Origin of the sequence: Gelidibacter japonicus, assembly GCF_010725055.1 — a bacterium.
GTDB lineage: Bacteria > Bacteroidota > Bacteroidia > Flavobacteriales > Flavobacteriaceae > Gelidibacter > Gelidibacter japonicus.
Genome location: NZ_BJKB01000003.1, coordinates 338,940 through 357,227, shown reverse-complemented (window position 1 = coordinate 357,227; position 18,288 = coordinate 338,940). Strand labels below are relative to the sequence as shown.

At 37.4% G+C, this 18,288-nt stretch carries 14 protein-coding genes; 4 read left to right on the top strand and 10 right to left on the bottom strand.

What is annotated here, in order from left to right:
• Window positions 1–106 precede the first annotated feature (106 nt).
• Entirely contained in the window at window positions 107–658 is a 552-nt protein-coding gene (locus G6N06_RS05475; protein WP_163515045.1) for an HD domain-containing protein, read from the bottom strand.
• Window positions 659–742: 84 nt separating this feature from the next.
• On the opposite strand from G6N06_RS05475, the gene G6N06_RS05470 reads away from it, so the two are divergent.
• Window positions 743–4,417, top strand: a complete 3,675-nt coding sequence (locus tag G6N06_RS05470) for a metallophosphoesterase (protein WP_240337982.1) — start codon at window positions 743–745, stop codon at window positions 4,415–4,417.
• Window positions 4,418–4,426: 9 nt separating this feature from the next.
• Window positions 4,427–5,311, top strand: a complete 885-nt coding sequence (locus G6N06_RS05465) for a phosphatase PAP2 family protein (protein ID WP_163515043.1) — start codon at window positions 4,427–4,429, stop codon at window positions 5,309–5,311.
• Between the two features lie 146 nt (window positions 5,312–5,457).
• On the opposite strand, the gene G6N06_RS05460 is transcribed toward G6N06_RS05465, so the two are convergent.
• On the bottom strand, window positions 5,458–7,134 hold the full coding sequence (locus G6N06_RS05460) for a hypothetical protein (protein ID WP_163515042.1): 1,677 nt from the start codon (window positions 7,132–7,134) through the stop codon (window positions 5,458–5,460).
• 406 nt (window positions 7,135–7,540) lie between these two features.
• On the opposite strand from G6N06_RS05460, the gene G6N06_RS05455 reads away from it, so the two are divergent.
• The gene (locus tag G6N06_RS05455) at window positions 7,541–7,879 is read left to right on the top strand and encodes a hypothetical protein (protein WP_163515041.1); all 339 of its coding nucleotides are present in this window, start codon (window positions 7,541–7,543) and stop codon (window positions 7,877–7,879) included.
• Between the two features lie 23 nt (window positions 7,880–7,902).
• Here the strand turns inward: G6N06_RS05455 and G6N06_RS05450 are convergent, their stop codons facing one another.
• The 6 genes from G6N06_RS05450 to G6N06_RS05430 all read right to left on the bottom strand — a co-directional run bounded on the left by G6N06_RS05450 (window position 7,903) and on the right by G6N06_RS05430 (window position 13,803).
• Complete coding sequence (locus G6N06_RS05450; RefSeq protein ID WP_205334727.1) at window positions 7,903–9,000, bottom strand: hypothetical protein; 1,098 nt, start codon at window positions 8,998–9,000, stop codon at window positions 7,903–7,905.
• A complete protein-coding gene (locus G6N06_RS19700) occupies window positions 8,957–9,343 on the bottom strand; it encodes a hypothetical protein (protein WP_205334726.1) in 387 nt (128 codons plus the stop codon). Before G6N06_RS19700 ends, G6N06_RS05450 begins: the two co-directional genes overlap by 44 nt.
• 11 nt (window positions 9,344–9,354) lie before the next feature.
• Window positions 9,355–9,696 carry a hypothetical protein gene (locus G6N06_RS05445; RefSeq protein ID WP_163515040.1) on the bottom strand — a complete coding sequence of 114 codons (342 nt, stop codon included), beginning with the start codon at window positions 9,694–9,696 and terminating at the stop codon, window positions 9,355–9,357.
• A gap of 300 nt (window positions 9,697–9,996) precedes the next feature.
• Entirely contained in the window at window positions 9,997–10,209 is a 213-nt protein-coding gene (locus tag G6N06_RS05440; protein WP_163515039.1) for a hypothetical protein, read from the bottom strand.
• 69 nt (window positions 10,210–10,278) lie between these two features.
• Entirely contained in the window at window positions 10,279–10,644 is a 366-nt protein-coding gene (locus tag G6N06_RS05435) for a hypothetical protein (RefSeq protein ID WP_163515038.1), read from the bottom strand.
• 270 nt (window positions 10,645–10,914) lie between these two features.
• Window positions 10,915–13,803: a T9SS type B sorting domain-containing protein gene (locus tag G6N06_RS05430; RefSeq protein ID WP_163515037.1), complete on the bottom strand. Its 2,889-nt coding sequence runs from the start codon at window positions 13,801–13,803 to the stop codon at window positions 10,915–10,917.
• A gap of 192 nt (window positions 13,804–13,995) precedes the next feature.
• Here G6N06_RS05430 and thiE point away from each other — a divergent pair, with 192 nt between their 5' ends.
• Complete coding sequence (gene thiE, locus G6N06_RS05425; RefSeq protein WP_163515036.1) at window positions 13,996–14,640, top strand: thiamine phosphate synthase; 645 nt, start codon at window positions 13,996–13,998, stop codon at window positions 14,638–14,640.
• Between the two features lie 105 nt (window positions 14,641–14,745).
• Here thiE and G6N06_RS05420 read toward each other — a convergent pair whose 3' ends face one another.
• On the bottom strand, window positions 14,746–15,021 hold the full coding sequence (locus tag G6N06_RS05420) for a hypothetical protein (protein ID WP_163515035.1): 276 nt from the start codon (window positions 15,019–15,021) through the stop codon (window positions 14,746–14,748).
• A gap of 763 nt (window positions 15,022–15,784) precedes the next feature.
• The gene (locus tag G6N06_RS05410; RefSeq protein ID WP_163515066.1) at window positions 15,785–18,280 is read right to left on the bottom strand and encodes an ABC transporter permease; all 2,496 of its coding nucleotides are present in this window, start codon (window positions 18,278–18,280) and stop codon (window positions 15,785–15,787) included.
• Window positions 18,281–18,288 lie beyond the last annotated feature (8 nt).

The window sequence follows — 18,288 nt, the reverse complement described above, 5'->3', positions numbered from 1 at the left end:
AGAATCCATGCGTAAAAAACTAAAAAATAATCACTAAATTTAACCACAGATGAATCGATTTTGAGCACTTACTTTGCTATGCTCACTTTCATCCGCTGCGAGTGGCTCACTTTATCCGTCCTATCCAACTTTTAGCATAATCCGTATAAAAAGTATGTTTATTTAAAAGTAAATCCCTATTGGAAACATTCCATTCTACATCGGTAAACTCCTGATTGTTAATTAATTTCCATTCGGCTCGCAATAACTCAGAAATACCCATATAGTTTGGGTGCGCAAAGTGAGACGTATCTGCATCTTTTATAATTTCTTCTGATAAATCTTTTGGGATATAATTTGGGCAGGTAGCCTGTATCAGTCGTTCAACTTCTTTAATTAAAAGCTCTTCTTGCTGTTCTGCTTCTAAAAATTGACGTGCAATTCTACAACTTTCACTCTCATCAACACTGGAATCACCTACATAACCCGTATCATGAAACCAAGCAGCAATAAGAAGTGCCTTTTTATTTTCTTCAGATAAGGAAATGTTATCTATTAACTCTTGTGTAGCCCTAACTACTCTAAAAGTATGATGGTAATTGTGATAAATAAATTTGTGAGAAAGTTTATCTTTGAATAAGTGGAAAACAAACTTTTCTGATTTTGATACTATGTCCATTCATTTTAATTTTTTAACTGCTACTAAGCTATGATTTTTTTTACTCTAAACAACATAAAACGCTACACTCAACTTATAAAGTGTTTGTTTTTTGTATTTTGTTTGCAATCGTGCTCTACATACAAAGCGCAATTTGGAAAAGACATCACAAATTCTATAGTTGATATTCCGTCTGATAAAGAACTTTCACATCAGTTTTTTTTAATTGGAGATGCCGGAAATGCAGACCAACAAGAAGCAAAAGAAGTCTTATCAATGTTTAAAAATAAACTACAAAAGGCTAATAAAGAATCGACACTTTTATTTTTAGGAGATAATATTTATCCTATTGGGATGCCCACAGACAAAACTTCTGAAGAAAGAATACTAGCAGAATTAAAATTGACCACCCAACTAGAACTGTCTAAAGACTTTAAAGGTAAAACTGTTTTTATACCCGGAAACCACGACTGGTATTATGGCATAAAAGGGCTACAAGAACAAGAAAAATTTGTCACTAAATACCTTAAAGACAAAAAAGGGTTTTTACCAAGAAACAGTTGCCCCATAGAACGTTTAAAAATAAATGAAGATGTTGTGCTAATAGTGGTAGACAGCCAGTGGGTTCTAGAAGATTGGAACAAACAACCCACCATCAATGATGACTGCGATATTAAAACCCGTGAGGGTTTTTATGATGAACTAAAAAGTCAACTAAATAAAAACCAAAACAAGACCATTATTTTGGCACTGCACCACCCCTTGCTCACAAACGGGACACACGGAGGTCAATTTTCTATAGAAAAACAACTTTTTCCTTTTGAAAATAAAATACCTCTTCCGGGAATCGCCGGTTTGATTAATTTTTTAAGAAAAACTACCGGAGCAAGCCCGCAAGATATCCAAAACAAGCAGTACAGAAGCTTAGCTAACAGGATAAAAACAATGATTTACAATCGTAAAAATGTAATTGTAGTTTCCGGTCATGACCACAATTTACAATATATAGACCATGATAATGTGAAACAAATAATAAGTGGGTCTGCTTCCAAAAAAGAAGCTGCAAGAGCTATTTATCCCAACGATTTTTCTTATGGAAACCACGGATATGCTATACTTAATATCTATCAAGACCAAAGTGCTATTGTCCATTTTTACTCCGTCGAAAACAATGAAGAAAAACTGGTTTTTGCCCAAGAAATACTTCCGGCAACTTCCGATAAAGATTACAGTTATTTAGCCACAGCATTTCCGACAACTACAGACGCGTCCATTTATACTGAAGAAATGACTGAAAAAAGCGGGTTTTATCGATTTCTTCTGGGTAATCACTACCGGACTTATTATAGTAAAAAAATAAACGTACCTACTCTACAAATAGATACTCTTTATGGAGGGTTAACCCCTCTTAGAGCAGGTGGTGGTAATCAATCAAATTCTTTACGGTTGGTAGATAAAGATGGTAAAGAATATGTTATGCGTGGTTTGAAAAAAAGTGCCACACGCTTTGTTCAAAATTTGGCTTATCAAGAAAAGTATATGGTCGATAAGTTTGAAGAAACAGGAGCAGAAAGCTTTTTATTAGATTTTTATACTACAACACATCCATATTTTCCATTTATTATTAGTGGTCTGGCAAAGCCCATAGATATTTATCACACCAATCCCGAGCTCTATTATGTTCCCAAGCAGAAAGCCTTGGGAAAATTTAATGATATCTATGGTGATGAGCTGTACATGATAGAAGAACGCCCGATGTCTGAACAAAGCAATATCGAAAATTTTGGTGAAGCCGATGACATTATCAGTACTAGTGATGTGTTACTCAATTTAAGAAAAAATGAAAAATCTAAAATCGATGAAAATGCCTACATAAGAGCGCGACTGTTTGATATGCTTTTAGGCGATTGGGACAGACACTCAGACCAATGGCGATGGTCTGAATTTCAAGACGGCAAAAACAACCTTTACCGCCCAATTCCAAGAGACAGAGACCAAGTTTTCCCAAAGTATGATGGCCTACTTATTTCATTAATTATGCGCATTCCTGCATTGCGGCATATGCAACATTTTGATGAAGATATTCGAAATTTAAAATGGTTTAATATGGAACCCTACCCAATGGACTTAGCCTTTGTAACACAAACAGATGAAAAAACTTGGATTGATCAAGCAAAGTATATTCAAGAAAACTTGAGCGATGAAGACATAGATAATGCTTTTGCCCAATTGCCCAAAGACCTACAAGATGAGACGGTAGAAAAAGTAAAAACACTTTTAAAACACCGAAAACAACACTTAGAAACTTGGGCAAAAGAATATTATGCAGTTCTAAACAAGACAGTCATAATTGTAGGTACCGATAAAAAAGAACGTTTCATAATAAATCGTCTGCCAGATGGAAATACAGAAGTAAAAATGTTCCGAATAAAAAGGGAAACGGAAGAATTAATCCTCCACAAAACATACTCCAATGATACCACAAAAGAAATCTGGATATATGGGCTAGACGACAATGATATTTTTGAAGTACAAGGAGTAAGTTCTAAAAAAATGATTAAAATCCGTTTGATTGGGGGACAAAATAACGATACCTATCAAATAGAAAATGGTAAAAGAATAATAATCTATGACTTTAAAACTAAGAAAAATACACTTCAAGTGGATGGAAAAACGACTGTGAAGCTTACAGATAACTACAACACAAATGTTTATGATTATAAAAGACCCAAATATAATGCGCTATCTACCTTACCAAATATTGGATACAATCCGGATGACGGCATAAAACTGGGGATTCTTTCAAGCTATGCCGTCAATCATTTTAACAGAGACCCTTTTTCTCAAAAGCATAACTTATCAGTATTGTTTTACACAGCAACCAAAGGATTAGGTGTAAGTTATCAAGGTGTTTTTGTAAATACAATTGGTAAGTGGGACTTGGGAATTGAGGCCCTTTATACCTCCCCCAGTTATAGTATCAATTATTTTGGAAATGGCAACGAGACAGAAAATAATGATAGTGATCTTGGAATGGATTACAATCGTGTTAAAATACAGAGCATTCGCTTTGCTCCAAGTATTTTTAAAGAAGGGAAAAGCGGTAGCAAAACAGAACTTCAAATTGGTGTGGAAAACATAAAAATTGAAAACACCCCAGGCAGATTTGTTCATGAATTTGAAGAATTACATACTGAAGTTTTTAAAAACAACCCTTTTGCAGAAACTGCAATTAAATATTCATACATAAATTATGACCATCCAGCGTTGCCAAGTTTGGGTTTCACTTTTGAATCGCAAGCCATGTGGAAAGTAAACCTTAAAGATACTAAGCGGAATTTCAGTTACCTAGAAACAGCTCTCGGCTTTACACATAAAATCTCTAAAAATGAAATGTTAACTTTTTCTACTCTCTTTAGAGGAAAAGCACTATTAAATGATGAATATGAGTTTTATCAAGGAGCCTTTTTAGGAGGAGATACAGATCTTAGGGGCTATAGAAATCAACGTTTTCTAGGAAAATATTCTTATTCGCAAACTACAGACATCAGGTTAACGTTGGCTTCGGTAAACAAAACATTTATCCCTCTAAAGGTAGGTGTTTTTGGAGGGTATGATTATGGTAGGGTTTGGGAAAAAAATGACAACTCAAACCAATGGCATCAATCTTACGGAGGTGGATTGTGGCTTACCGGAGCGGAACTATTAACAGCACGTGTAAGCTATTTTAACTCTATAGAAGGAGGTAGAATTGGTTTTGGTGTTGGATTTGGGTTTTAAACTTACTGTATGATAAAATATTTTTTAATTAGTATTTGTACTATATTATACACTACCGGTTTTATATATGCTCAACAGGACAGTCTCTCTACTTCTGTAGATAGCACAAAAAGTTCTACTATATGGAAAAATCTAAAATACGACGCTTCTAATGTAGTCGGAGGGTTTTTACATACTTTTTCGCAACCCACTCGCTGGCAAAAAGATGATTATTATAAACTAGCAGGCACTATCGCAGGGGTCTCTTTGCTTTACCTTGTAGATGAAGAGGCTGATGATTTTTTTCAAGGTCACAAAGAAGATATTCCGATAGTAGTTAGAGATTTTGGCTGGTATTTTGGTAGTCCTCAAAACAACTATGGTATTACGGGAGGAGTTTATCTATTTGGTTTGTTTACCAACAATGAAAAAATGAGACAAGCCGGTGTCTTGATGATTACTTCAGCTAGTGCAGCAGGGTTGATTCAGCAAACCACAAAAACGTTAATAGGCAGAGCAAGACCAAATGCTGGCTTAGGTAAAAGTTATTTCAAACCCTTTGGTGGTGAAGCCGCATACAGATCCTTTCCATCAGGTCATACAGTTCTTTCTGTAACAACCATGTATGCTTTATCTAAACAGTTTTCCAACCCTTGGATAAAAACAGGATTTTATATTGTAGGAATAATTTCTCCGGTTTCTAGACTTTGGGACGGTGCTCACTGGCTCACAGATGTAGCGTTAAGTACCGTTTTAAGTATCGCTATTGTTGAGGGTATAGATAGTTATTTAAAACAGCAGAATAAATACAGCTACGATAAAGAATTTAGTCAGGTTTATGAAAATCAAAAAGATAAAATAAACTGGAGTTTAAAAATAGGCGCTTATCGATTAGGATTAGTTGGGAGTTTTTAAAATAAAAAGCATCTAATCATTCAATACACACACACATGTTCTATTCTGTTATTTAGAAGAAAGCAAGGTTATAAATTATTAGGACATTTTGCGTTGGTATAGTCGACTGGCTAAAGCCCATTGGAAGCGTGGAGAAACGCTTGTTCCTATTTTAGGTCAAACTTATAATAGTCATCAGGAAGAGACTTTTCTTTAAAATGTATTTTTTCATCAAAATATAATTGATCGAAAATTGCTTGTTCGTGAGGAGAAAATCTAAGTAATGAATCTTTCTTCTTAGAATACTGGGTAAATTTAGTTGGATTTTGAATATATACTGCACAAATATCCAACTCATCTATTGCATATAAATGACCGTGCATTTCTCGTCTTAATTTTAAGAAATCTAAAAATTTTCCTGTAGGATTATTAGTAGTATGCTTGAGTGTCAGTAAAAAAGTTTCAAGGTCATCTATATAAACCGACCAAGGGTAATCAATGTCTTTACTTTTGTCCAACATTAAACTTAAATCAGTTTGTAAAGAGCCGAATCGTTCTAGTGTAACAACTACTGAATAAATGCTGTGAATCTTGTTTGGATTAACCGTATACAAAACTTTTCCTTTCTCATTTTTTACATCAAAAGGTTCTGTATCAAAAAAATAATCTTCTACTCTTTTACATTGATCAAATCCATACTGAATAGCATCTTTGAAATCATCCTTCAATCGTATGATAGCTTTTTGAATATTCCTAAATGGTTCTCGTAATTTTGAAGCTTTAGTTTCTACAATTATTGCGTTCCCTTTATAAAGGATTAGTAAATCTTGCTCAAAATTATCTTTAACGAAATAATTCTCGTAAAAGAAAGTACTATTGGATGGGAATAATGATTTAAATATCTCTGTAACTCTCCATTCTAAGCTTTTTTCTCTATGCTTTCTCAGCTTGTCATTAATACGTTTATCCTTACTTAAATGTTCATACATTTTTTTATAGATAGCAATAGGAATCTGTTTTTGGTACAAATTCAAATAACTACCCTCTGACAACTTCAAAATGGGAGCTAAATCAAACGGGCTTTCTGTTGCATAATACCTTATTTCAGGGTTGGGTGTTGGCTCGCAAGTAAATAACTCTAGAAATTTGTCAACTTTGTCTTTTGATAATCTATGATATAAATCCTCTGCTGTAAACATTAAGTACGCATACGTTTTGGATTGAAAAGATAAAAAAGCATCTTGAATTTTTGGAGGAAGCAAATCAAACGATTCAGAAAAGTTCATTTTATAGCTAAAAATCCTTTGATTAAATTCAATAAATTCTTTAGTAAACGAAAACCTCATTACATATTTGAATCTGATTAAAGATATTAGTTCAATTTCTTTATAAATCTCTATCAGAAAGTTAATATCGAAGCCAAAATCTTGGATTATTTCATCTTCAAATGGCGTAAAAACAGTCCTAATCTTCTCTAAATCTTGTTCCACATAACTTAGAATGCCATTATCAAAATGGTTTCTAAAAGCCATTTCGTGAATAACAGATTCCTTTGTATAATTTTTAAACTCCTTTACTTTATAATAATCCTTTATTTCATTAACCTTATCTGCAAGTATTCCTAATTTATCAGTAGGATGTTCAAATTTTGTAGTTCCTCTAATTTCTGAAAAAACATTTAGAGCAATAAGATAAAGGAAATCTTTAAGTTTGGATTTGAACTTGTTTAAATCAAAATCATTAGGTCTTCTTTTTATAAAATAAGCAAAAAAACCTGTAAAACTTTCAGTATCATATTTAGATACCAAAGCTTGTAATTCATCAATTTTTTTTTCTATTTCCATTTACTCTTTTGTTTCTCTTTTCAAACTTAAAGTTATACCAACTTTACTTATACCCTTCACATACATATAATAAACTTAAACATAACAAGCCACTCCACACACATTGCCCTACTCTCCTACCGTCGCACCGGGCAAAGAGTGTTCCATTCCGTTTTTAAAGGACGTTTTGGAAAGAAAACTTTTCGGGGAGATTTTGGAGAACTTTCGCTTTTTTTTCCAAAGCAAAGTTACATAACGCAAGTACATTATAGAGCATTTATAACATTTTACTCAATAGCGTCTTTTCGGCGCTATATCACATAATATCATGGAGTTAACAACATGAGTGTTTCATATCGTCAATAATTATAAACAACCATCTCATAATACCAAAAACCGGATTAGATGAGTTAGTAAATAAATTACAATGAACATTCCTAAACTATTAATCATCAAAATCAGTCATACCATTATATGGTTATTCTTTAATGTGGTTATATTCTACATATTGTATGCTGCAATTTTCAATAAGATTGATATTTGGGTATGGATTGGTATTGGGTTGGTTTTCTTGGAAGGCCTTGTACTATTGGCATTCAAAATGTTTTGTCCTTTGACCGTTATGGCCCGGAAATATTCCGATTCTACAAAAGATAATTTTGATATTTTTTTACCAAATTGGCTCGCAAAACATAATAAATTAATTTATACGAGCATTTTTGCTGTTGCTATACTGATTTTGGCCTATCGAATACTACAAGCATAATAAAAACCACTGGTGGGAAAATCTCACGCCGTAGCATCCAATCCCACCGTCTTTAAAAATGTATTCGAAAACAGTACTTGCATTTCTGTGGATAACAGTTTCTGCCGTTGCGCGATCCATGTGGCTTTTTTGCCAGGATACATGTGATCGACCAATCCCGGAAACTCCCAATCGGCACTTTTCCCCCAATGCATCGTAAATGGGATATTATTTGCTTTTAAGACTTGTATCATTCTTCTGGAATACTCTTCTAAACTCATAATACTTGCTGTTTTTTTCCAAAGCACCCCGTCAATCTCCAACATACAGGTAATCGGGAATCTGGTAAAGCCAAGTGTCGCCTTGGTCTGTTTTACAAATCGCATGGCAAAGATGCCCGGAATTGGCCCTTCATCGCGGGTCAATTTCCCTAAAAGCTGCATTGCTTTTTCTGAATCTTTATGGTGAATTCCAAAGGAACAGGCAAACGCTGAACCTTGATAAGGTGCATCCCAAAAGATTTCTTTCAGCATACCCGTCGTTTCCTCATTGACCGTTGGCAGAATAGTGTCCTTCAGACGTTTCACCAACCACGGAATGCTTTTGGGCAAATTCTCGGCAAGTTTCACAAAGAGATGGATTAAATCGCGAAACAGCGATTCCTTGATCACCGGGAAAGGATCTGGATAGGGTTCTCTGTAGGGTTTCTTGTACATGATTTCCACCACACAGTCAGGTTCATCACTGTATTGATTGATAAATACTTTATAATGATAAGGCCGATTGCCCTTTCCCTGTGCATCCGTTTCGCCTGGGATCGTAAAACTGGAGTTTTTAAAATCCATCGTATTGGCAAGTTCGAAAGCGACACTCTTGCTGATTTTTTTTACATAACGCTTGATGAGATACACTGGCTCCGCCTCTACCACGATCCCGTGGATGAATCCAAAGCTCCCCAACCCCACCAAAGCGGCGTAAAACAAGTCGTCATCCCTGATTACCCGTGAGTTTAAGGTCTGAATAAACGCATCACTTAAGGCGGGTTTGGATTTCGGTTCGAGATAGACAATGTCATTGGGATTGGGACCTATGATCAAATTAAGCCCTACCACATAACTCCTTAATGGTGTTGCCACATTCAAATAAAAACAGATTTGTAGGATCGTAGGTGTTTTCTGGATGGCAATCAGCGGCACGGATGGGCATTGAAAGATTCATAAAGCCATTATAATGCATGCGGTCCTTATGGCTGGCAATATTATTCATGGACCAGGCCGAGCCATAGGCACGGAACCCCTCGCCTGCTTGCTGACTGTCCCTGATGAGCTTCTGGATTTCTAAGGCGACATCATTATAACGGTCCAATTTTTTCGGCATTACACGTTCACCTTCCAATTTCGTTTGGTACAATAACTTTAAAGGAAAAGGGCCGTTGTTATGTAAGGTGTCCCACTCTGTTAACAGTTTAGATTTTGTATTTGCCATGATCCTCTAGTTTAGGGTTTTTCACAGACATATTTGATTTTCACTCTACGCTTTCTACCAAAAGTGATGGCATTAAGTAAAAGTCCTCCAAATGTATTGCGATACTCTATGATGTTTATTTTACCTGATTCACAGACTTCCCTTTCCTTAATGAGGTAAGTAAAGTCCTTGGATGTCAGCTTTATGCCAATCGTAGTGTCCAATTCTACAACCGCCATTCCACGATAATAGTCGTCTCTGTCTGAAAATGGATCGGGTTGTGGTGTGCCATTGACATTCCGTAATCTAACGGAATAACAGGAAGTTAGAAAGCAAATACTCAGGAGCAAAAGGCAATATGTGATAGGTTTCATAGTGCATGTATTAAAATTTATTTCCACCAGTGGGTTTTAATAACCCGAGGTTCTCGATTTTCAGAATTATAGACCGTGCGAGGGTCTTAATTCGAGTGGGGAAAAATGCAATCAATCTATTTCAAAAATGTGGTCAACAAAAGGCATCATGCCTTGGGTACAAAGCTGTACTATTACAGACTCTTAAGGGGAGTTCTTATTACCTCAATGCAGGTAACTGATTCTTAAAGATAAATAAAAATAATTAAATAGGGCTCATAAACCGCTCACTATGTTCGTTTAAACCTTCTTGGAGAATGCTTAACTTTTCATCCAAGAGTCCTTTACTACATTAGAGAGTTGATGAATACCAGAGGTACCCCCAGACAGGATGGCTGCCGTAAAAATAATATCATAATAGGATAAAATCTTATGGTTTAATAACATGTTTGAGTCATTAGGCATGATTATAAAATCAGTAAGTGTGGTTATTCCTGTGATGGCCAAAATGAGACCGAAGCCAAATGCAATCATCCTTACGCGCTTTGACCGTCCAGAATCAATCCTCTCAATTTCATTTGCCACAACCTCTTTGGATGTGATTTATGAAGATAAATTAGAATTCAATGTATTAAGATCATACAATGGACGGGGTTCTTTATCAAAATTAAGCTTTGCGTCAAATAGCTGCTTATTTACCACTTCTTGTTTTTCCTTAATATGAGCCAATTTTATTACCGCTGCTTTTCGTTGTTCTACCGATGAAGGTTCTTGTGGAAAAAAAAGTGCAATAAACTGGTCAAGTAAAGCGCCAACAATGAGGAGTTTGGCAAATAATCCGCCTAATATATCCAATGGCTTATCAGTCCATTCTAAATCTGGCATCACACCCTTATAGCCTAAAATGAACACTAAAGTAGTTGCCAAAAAAATTAGAAACAACCACCAATACTCTTTGAAAACTTTCATAATATGTGATTTTAGCTGGTCTATTCAAGGTCTAATAGGAAATTGGGCATAAATTTATGCCAAACTAACAATCGGTTAAACACAAAGATGTTATTCTACGTTTCGAAAAGGGGGAGAATTAATCACTGATTACTAAGTGATTATGTAAATATATAAAAAAATACTGTATGAATCACTCTGCAGATTACTCACTATTTAAATTTCTATCCGAACAATGACGGGAACTTTAAAACTTCGGGCATTCATGAATAATAATCAAGAAAAAGAAGATTATCTTTTTAAAGTAAAATGACCGGTCTTAACAAATCCATCCTCAAACACAACCTTAAACCAATAATCATCTGATGGTAAATTTTTACCTCTATAAGTGCCATCCCACCCAGCTTTTCCTGAAGTTCTTATCTGCTTTAAAAGTTTACCATACCGATCATAGATATAAAGATCATAAACTCTAGTGGTGCTTCCCTTTAATGTCCAAACATCATGGAAACCATCATTGTTGGGCGTGAAGAATTTCGGGAAATCCAAAATGGCTACAGATTCTTCTAAAATTCCGCAACCATTAACTTCTCGAACATATATGGTGTAATCCCCACCACTTAAATGATCAAAAATAGGGCTGTTTTGGTATTGTAAACCGTCCAATGAATATTGATAGTCTGCGTTAGAATTCACAATAACTTCCAGCGAATTATTCCCGCTAAATTCTGTAATCTTAATGTCATAATTACTTATGGGAGTGAAATTAATGACATCAACCACAACTTCTGATAATACCACGCCACAACCATTAGCCACAGCGTAAGTGTACACGCCTCCAGTATCTATTTCAGGATTAAAAACTCCTGTTCCACTTGATAATGAAGGACTCCACATGCCACCTGTATCGGGTGTTCCAGACAAAATAGCGAATAAATCTACGGAATTACTATTCCTACAAATCTCTAAACTCCCATCTTCTCCCGCATTGGGTAGTGTATCAACCATAACATTAACTTCAGCTGTAGATGTACCACAAACGCCATTGGTGACCGTGTAGACGTAAACTCCCGAAGCATCCACTGAAGAATTAAATATACCTGTACCACTTGAAAGCGTTGGCGACCAAATGCCTCCTATGTCAGGGGAACCACCTAAACTATCAAACAAATTCACAGAACTGCTATCCCTACAAAGGTCAAGTCGTCCATTTTGTCCAGCACTTGGCAGCGTATTTATGGTCACTGAAACTTCAGAAGTGACCGATCCACAAACTCCGCCCGACAAAGTATAAGAGTAAATCCCTGCCGTGTCCTTCGATGGATCAAATACACCTGTTCCACTTGCTAATTGGGGTGTCCAAATGCCTCCAGGATCTGGAGTGCCCATCAGACTATCAAACAAGTCCACAGAGTTGTCAGCGAAACAAATATCCAGACTACCGTTTTCTCCAGCATTTGGAAATACATCAACTGCAATAGTTATTTTTGAGGTAGCTGTACCACATGAATTGGCAACTGTATAAGTATAAGTACCTGCAGCGTCAAAAGCGGGATTGAATAGTCCATTCCCGTCCGTCAAATTTGGTGTCCAGACGCCACCTTTATCTGGTGTGCCCAATAAACTCTCAAACAAATCAACCGAAGTCATGTTCGAACAAACAGTTAAATTTTCGTCTCCTCCTGCATTTGGCACATTATCAATTGTAACCGTAACCTCCGAAGATTCTGAAGTACCAATCCCTGTGGCGATGGTGTATGTATAAACGCCAGCGTGGTCTACTAATGGATTGAAGAGTCCATTACCGCTCGATAAAACGGGTGTCCATACGCCTCCTAAATCTGGCGCTCCAGTTAAACTATCGAATAAATCAACAGGACTACTAGTCATACAAATGGCTAAACGTCCGTCTCCTCCGGCTGGAGAACACTCTGCCCTGACCTCTTGTTCACTACTACATCCTGAAGGGTTATGAGCGATATAGATAGCACCAGATACCGTGCCGTTGGACAGTAAATTGCAAATTGCAGTACAGTCTGACAAAGAATCATTTCCCCATATTGAAACACCATTGCCGCCACCAATGATACCCACGGTAAATAGATTCTCTAAACCTTTTAAATCTTCGATAGATGCATTGTACGCAATGTTAATTGTTGAAGTTTCAGCCAAGCTCTTGAACCCGATTAGGCTCTTTAATTCAGGATTATTTGCGATAATAAATTGGCCATTTATTTTATTGAGATTTGTAAAACCTGTTATTTTGACAAGCTCAGAATTTCGGTTAATATTTAGATACCAACCAAGCGATTGAACAGTATTAAATCCGTTAATGTCAACCAATGCCGAGTCATTAATACTTAAAGCCCCATCGATGGTCGTCAGGTTGTTAAATAATGGGATTTCAACCAATAATGAATTTGTCATGAAAGTTAGTGATCGTACTTTTTCAAGATTGGTAAATCCCTTCACACGAAGTAAACTTCTATTATCCGTAACCTCCATCTCTAATCCTATTTCAGTCAACGAGTTGAACCCATTTATTTCAATAAGAGTATGATTATCCACAATACTGAGAGTTCCTTTAATAGATGAAGCTTTATAGCCGGTGCCAATTTTTGTTAGTGCATTAAACCCATTTAATCTTTGCAATTTATCAGCACTTCTTATCAGAAACCTACCACCCACAGTTATCAGGTTATCAAAGGCAGCTATCATTTCGAGAAAATGATTCTCAGATATTTGAAAATTACCTCCAATTATTTCTAAACTATTAAATCCTGTAATGGTTTTTAAACTCGTATAATTTCGTGTAATTAAAAAATTACCGTTAACAGTATGTAATTTATTGATGCCTTCAATAGTCTCCAAAACATCATTATGGTCAATTTCAAAATCACCACCAACAAATTCTAAATTGCTGAAATTTGCAATACTCATCATTTTGGAATCAATAATTAAAGAACCTTCTATTCGCTTTATTGCTGTGATTCCAGAGATATCAATTGCTGTATCTCCTCTAATAGATAATGTTCCATTAATTACTTCACAAGTTCCAAAATTCGATATATAATCATTAACATCATTTTGATTATTCAAATGAACATCTCCAACCGGACATTGGGCATATAAAAAACAAGGTATTAAATAGAAAAAAAACCGAATAACTATTTTTGGCATACTAATGATTTGGGAAAGTAAATATATCAATAATTATAAGAATAATTAACGAACTTTCATACGCTTCCTTTTTAGGTTATTGAATTATAGGTTTGTCAAAATTTATATTTTATAACCAACATACGACAGGGTTTATCCATGTAAAACATTAATATTGCCATAAATAAATACACAATCAAAAATATTTGAAAAATGATCATTCCCAAATTACATTATATCTCTCAAGGCAACACTCCAAAAGAACATTTGGAAAACATCCAAAAAGCCTGTTCTTCTGGTGCAGAATTGGTACAATTGCGATTAAAGAATATTTCAGAAAAGAAACATTTGAAATGGGCTCAGGAGGCTCGGGAAATTACCTCGCATTTCCAGACCCGATTGATCATCAACGACGACCACAAAATAGCCAAAACCGTGAAAGCCGATGGGGTGCATTTAGGAAGTACCGACGTCTGCCCTACCGTTGCCAGAACGCATTTGTACACTTGGCAAATGATTGGCGGCTCGGCACATAACTTGCAGGATTGTGAAAATTTAATCAGTAAGGACGTTGATTATATCAGTTTGGGACCCTTCCGATTTACAAACACCAAAGCGAACATTCCCACAATTTTGGGTCTTAACGGCTATACGGCCATTATGGACGTCTTAAAAACCGAAACCCCAGTGCTTGCGGTTGGTGGCATCACTACAGCAGATGTTAAGGACTTATTGGCAACGGGTATTTCTGGTCTTGCGGTATCTGAAGCGATCACGCGCTATTTTAATAATATCAAACTGTTTCATGAACTGCTGAATGCGTCTTCCACGGCGGAGAAACGGCATACGTTTGAATAGGAAATAGTATTAAGTACTGAGTATTAAGTATTAAGAGTGCTCTGTTTGTGGGACCGTCTTTATTAGTGGTTTGTCGATGGCTTTTTTTTGATCTAATCGAATATATCACTCCCTTTGCGACGCCTCAATCATCTGTTCCAAAATTTGGGCAGCGTGCGATAAGTCGGTGAGTTTTGCCAACTGCGATTGCACCGATTGGCTGCGCCGATAAATCTTCCGTTGGAGGTCGGGGTCTTTGAGTGCATATTCAATGCGGTTCAATTCGTCCATGCGCATTTCCAAAGCAATGATGTTGAACATTTTCTTGTGTTGTTCAAAACTGAGATTGGGATGTTGCCCATTGATCTCTAAAATCCGGGAGTAGTATTCTGTAAAGTTCATGAAACAAAACTACTCATATATGTAGCAAGTCCTTGCTTAAGATTGTAGCAATTGAAATGTTTTAGGAAGCACAGATTGACTTTCAGTGAGAATTAAATTAACGGAGTTCCCATTTCACCATACTTTGCATTAGCTCTTGGGACGATCTAAGGACAAGTATTTAGAATGAATATGAATGGGTAAATCTGAAAATATCATTCCTGATCCTTATCTTTCCTCTGCTTCTTTCTATACGTAAAATAAAAAATAATCAAAAGAATTGGCGCAACAATATAGACAATGACCTCAAATGGGCTGGAGAAATCGATGGGACTGGTGTCACCAGGATTTGGAGTGCTTGATGGTATTTGGATCAGTAATGAATAGAGTATGTTTAGCATTTGTTTATAATAATTGATTAACTACTAATTTACGAAATTAATAGCGAAGCGCCTTCAATTATAGAGTCTAAAAACTGAATTCTGTTTAAGGCAAGTCTTTCAATCGGTGGCCTATTAGAATGTCATTTGATATCGCTCCAATGGGGCTTGTTTGTTTGTTTGTTTGTTTGTTTGTGCGACCTATTGTTAAACACATCATCGGGATTATTTTCAGTTCCAGAGGAGCTTCATCTCTGTGGAAAATAAAGTGAAGACATGATATAGAGTTCCACCGGCACCACATCCAACCAACAAAATAGAAAACAATCATTTTAAGCATAGCATTCCATTCCCATCAATCATAGCTTCATAAAGTCTGTTCATTTTCCAGTAAGGATAGGCGGTTAAACTTCTCTCCGTAACACCTCTAAAGGCGAACTTTTTAGTACCGTACGGATATTGCTCAACCCAATCGCTAAAACTAAAAGTGTTATCCCCGGAAGGAATACCACAAAAGGAATCAGCGATGGCGCAAAAGGTTCTTTAAACACAAAGAAAGCCAAGCACAGACTGCTCACCAAGGCCAAGAGGATCCCCACCAGACTTCCCAACAATCCTAAAAATACATATTCAAAAGCTGAGATTTGTAAGATTTGTGAGTTTTTGGCACCGAGGGTACGAAGCAGTACGCTTTCCTTGATCCGCTGATATTTACTGGTCCTTACGGAGCCAATCAAGACAATGATGCCGGTAAGGATGCTGAAAAACGCCATAAAGTTGATGACCCAAGAAACTTTGTCCAAGATGTCTTCCACCAGCGTGAATACTTGTCGCAAATCGATGATGGACAGGTTGGGGAACTTAGACACCAAGTCGCGCTGTAATGCGGCGGAACTCGACTCATCCTTCACGGTGGTGGTCAATACGTTGAACTGTGGCGCATCTTCGAGCACGCCTACCGGAAAGACGATGGTAAAGTTAAGCTGCATTTGTGCCCAATCTACTTTTCTGATACTGCCCACGGTGGTTTCCATGAGCACGCCCTGTACGTTAAATACAATCGTATCCCCCACGGTGACCTTCGCATCTTCCGAGAGGTTATCCGAAATAGAGATGACCACCGGTTCGCCCGGTTGCAATCGGGGTATCCATGTGCCTTCCAGCAATTCTTCAGAAGCGGTCAGCGTATCCCGATAAGTGGTCCTAAATTCGTGGTTCAAGATCCATGACCGGGTGTGGTTGGTGGTGTCCTGACGGATGTCATTCACCAATCGGCCCTTGATGCTGTGCATTCGCATGGTTACCATCGGAATGTTATTGACCACGGGCAAGTCTTTAGTGATAATGCTTTGTGCTACGGCATCACGCTGCTCACTTTGCACATCGAGGATGATGATATTGGCGTTTTCCGAGGTCTGCCCTACTTCTGTTTTCGACAGTAAAATGTCTTTGGTAAAATAGAGTGTGCTGATCAAAAAGGTCCCCAAGCCAATGGCCACCACCAAGACAACGGTTTGGTTGTTTGGTCGGAACAGGTTGAGCAAGCTTTGGCGTGCCGTAAATCCCCAACGCTTTGGGAAGAATCGTTTGATGGTTTTGATGAAAAGTGCCGCAATTCCCGCCAAAATAGCAAGGGTAATGAGCGTTGCGCCCACAAACGCCAAGGCATAGAGCCAATTTTGGATGAGCCAGAGGGAGAATAAAAACAGAAACACCATAATGGCCGTAAATACGATAATCCGTACTTTTAGAGGCTCCTGAACGGCTTCTTCGTCTACGCGCAACACTTCCAATGGCAATACGTACCAGGTGCGCAACAGTGGCAAGAGCGCAAATAAGACCGACATGAACAGGCCTAAAAACACCCCAATAAAGATGGGTTGTGCCGAAATGCTTATATCTAACGCAAAGGGTAAAAAGTCTTTTAAAAGGTACGGAAATAGGCCTTGTAGCCCGACGCCAATCACTGATCCGATAAGGCCGCCAACAATCCCGATGCCTGCAATTTGAATAAGGAAGATCAAAAAGCTTTGGAGTCTTGATGCACCCATACATTTAAGGACCGCAATGGCTCTGAGTTTTTCTTTGATATAGATATGCACGGAACTCGCAATCCCGATACAGCCCAACAATAAGGCGATAAACGCCGCCAAGTTCAAGAACTTCCCCACATTGTCATACCGTCTGCCCAAGCGTTTGGTGCTGCTAATATGGGTGCTTAAGTCGGCGTTCTCCTGTTCGAGCTTTGGTTCTAATTGGTCTTTGAGTTGTACTAAATCTAAAGTATCTGAAGTTTTGTAGAAATACTGGTATTCTTTCCTACTTCCGAACTGCAACAGTTGGGTCGCTTCAACAAACCGGTACGGAATGATGACCGGTGGGGCTACGGAAGAGGAAATCGCCGAGCTTCCTGGAATTGATTTTAAGGCCCCTGCGATAGGCAATGTGAGTTCGCCCACTTTGATGGAATCACCGGGTTTGACGTCAAATTGAAGCATCAGAGTGGCATCAACCAAAACTCCGCCTGACTCTTGATAAGTATCTGCAACTGAGGTAGGTTGTGTTTCTATTTTGCCGTAGAAAGGAAATCCGCCTTCCATGCCACGGACCTGCACCAACTTGGTGCCGCCATTCTTGGGAAAGGCAATCATGGATACAAACTTGACTTCTGAAGCATTTGGTTTTAATGAATCGATAATCTCCTGGGCACGTGCTGTTGGTTCCTGTCTGGAGTCGATAATAAAATCGGCTCCCATTAAGACTTTGGATTGGCTCTGGATATTGTCCTTCAGATTCGTGCTGAACAATTGAATGGACACCACGGCTGCAATCCCCAGGATAATAGATGCCATAAATAGGAACAAGCGCACTTTGCTGGCTTTGGCATCACGCCAGGCCATTTTAAAAA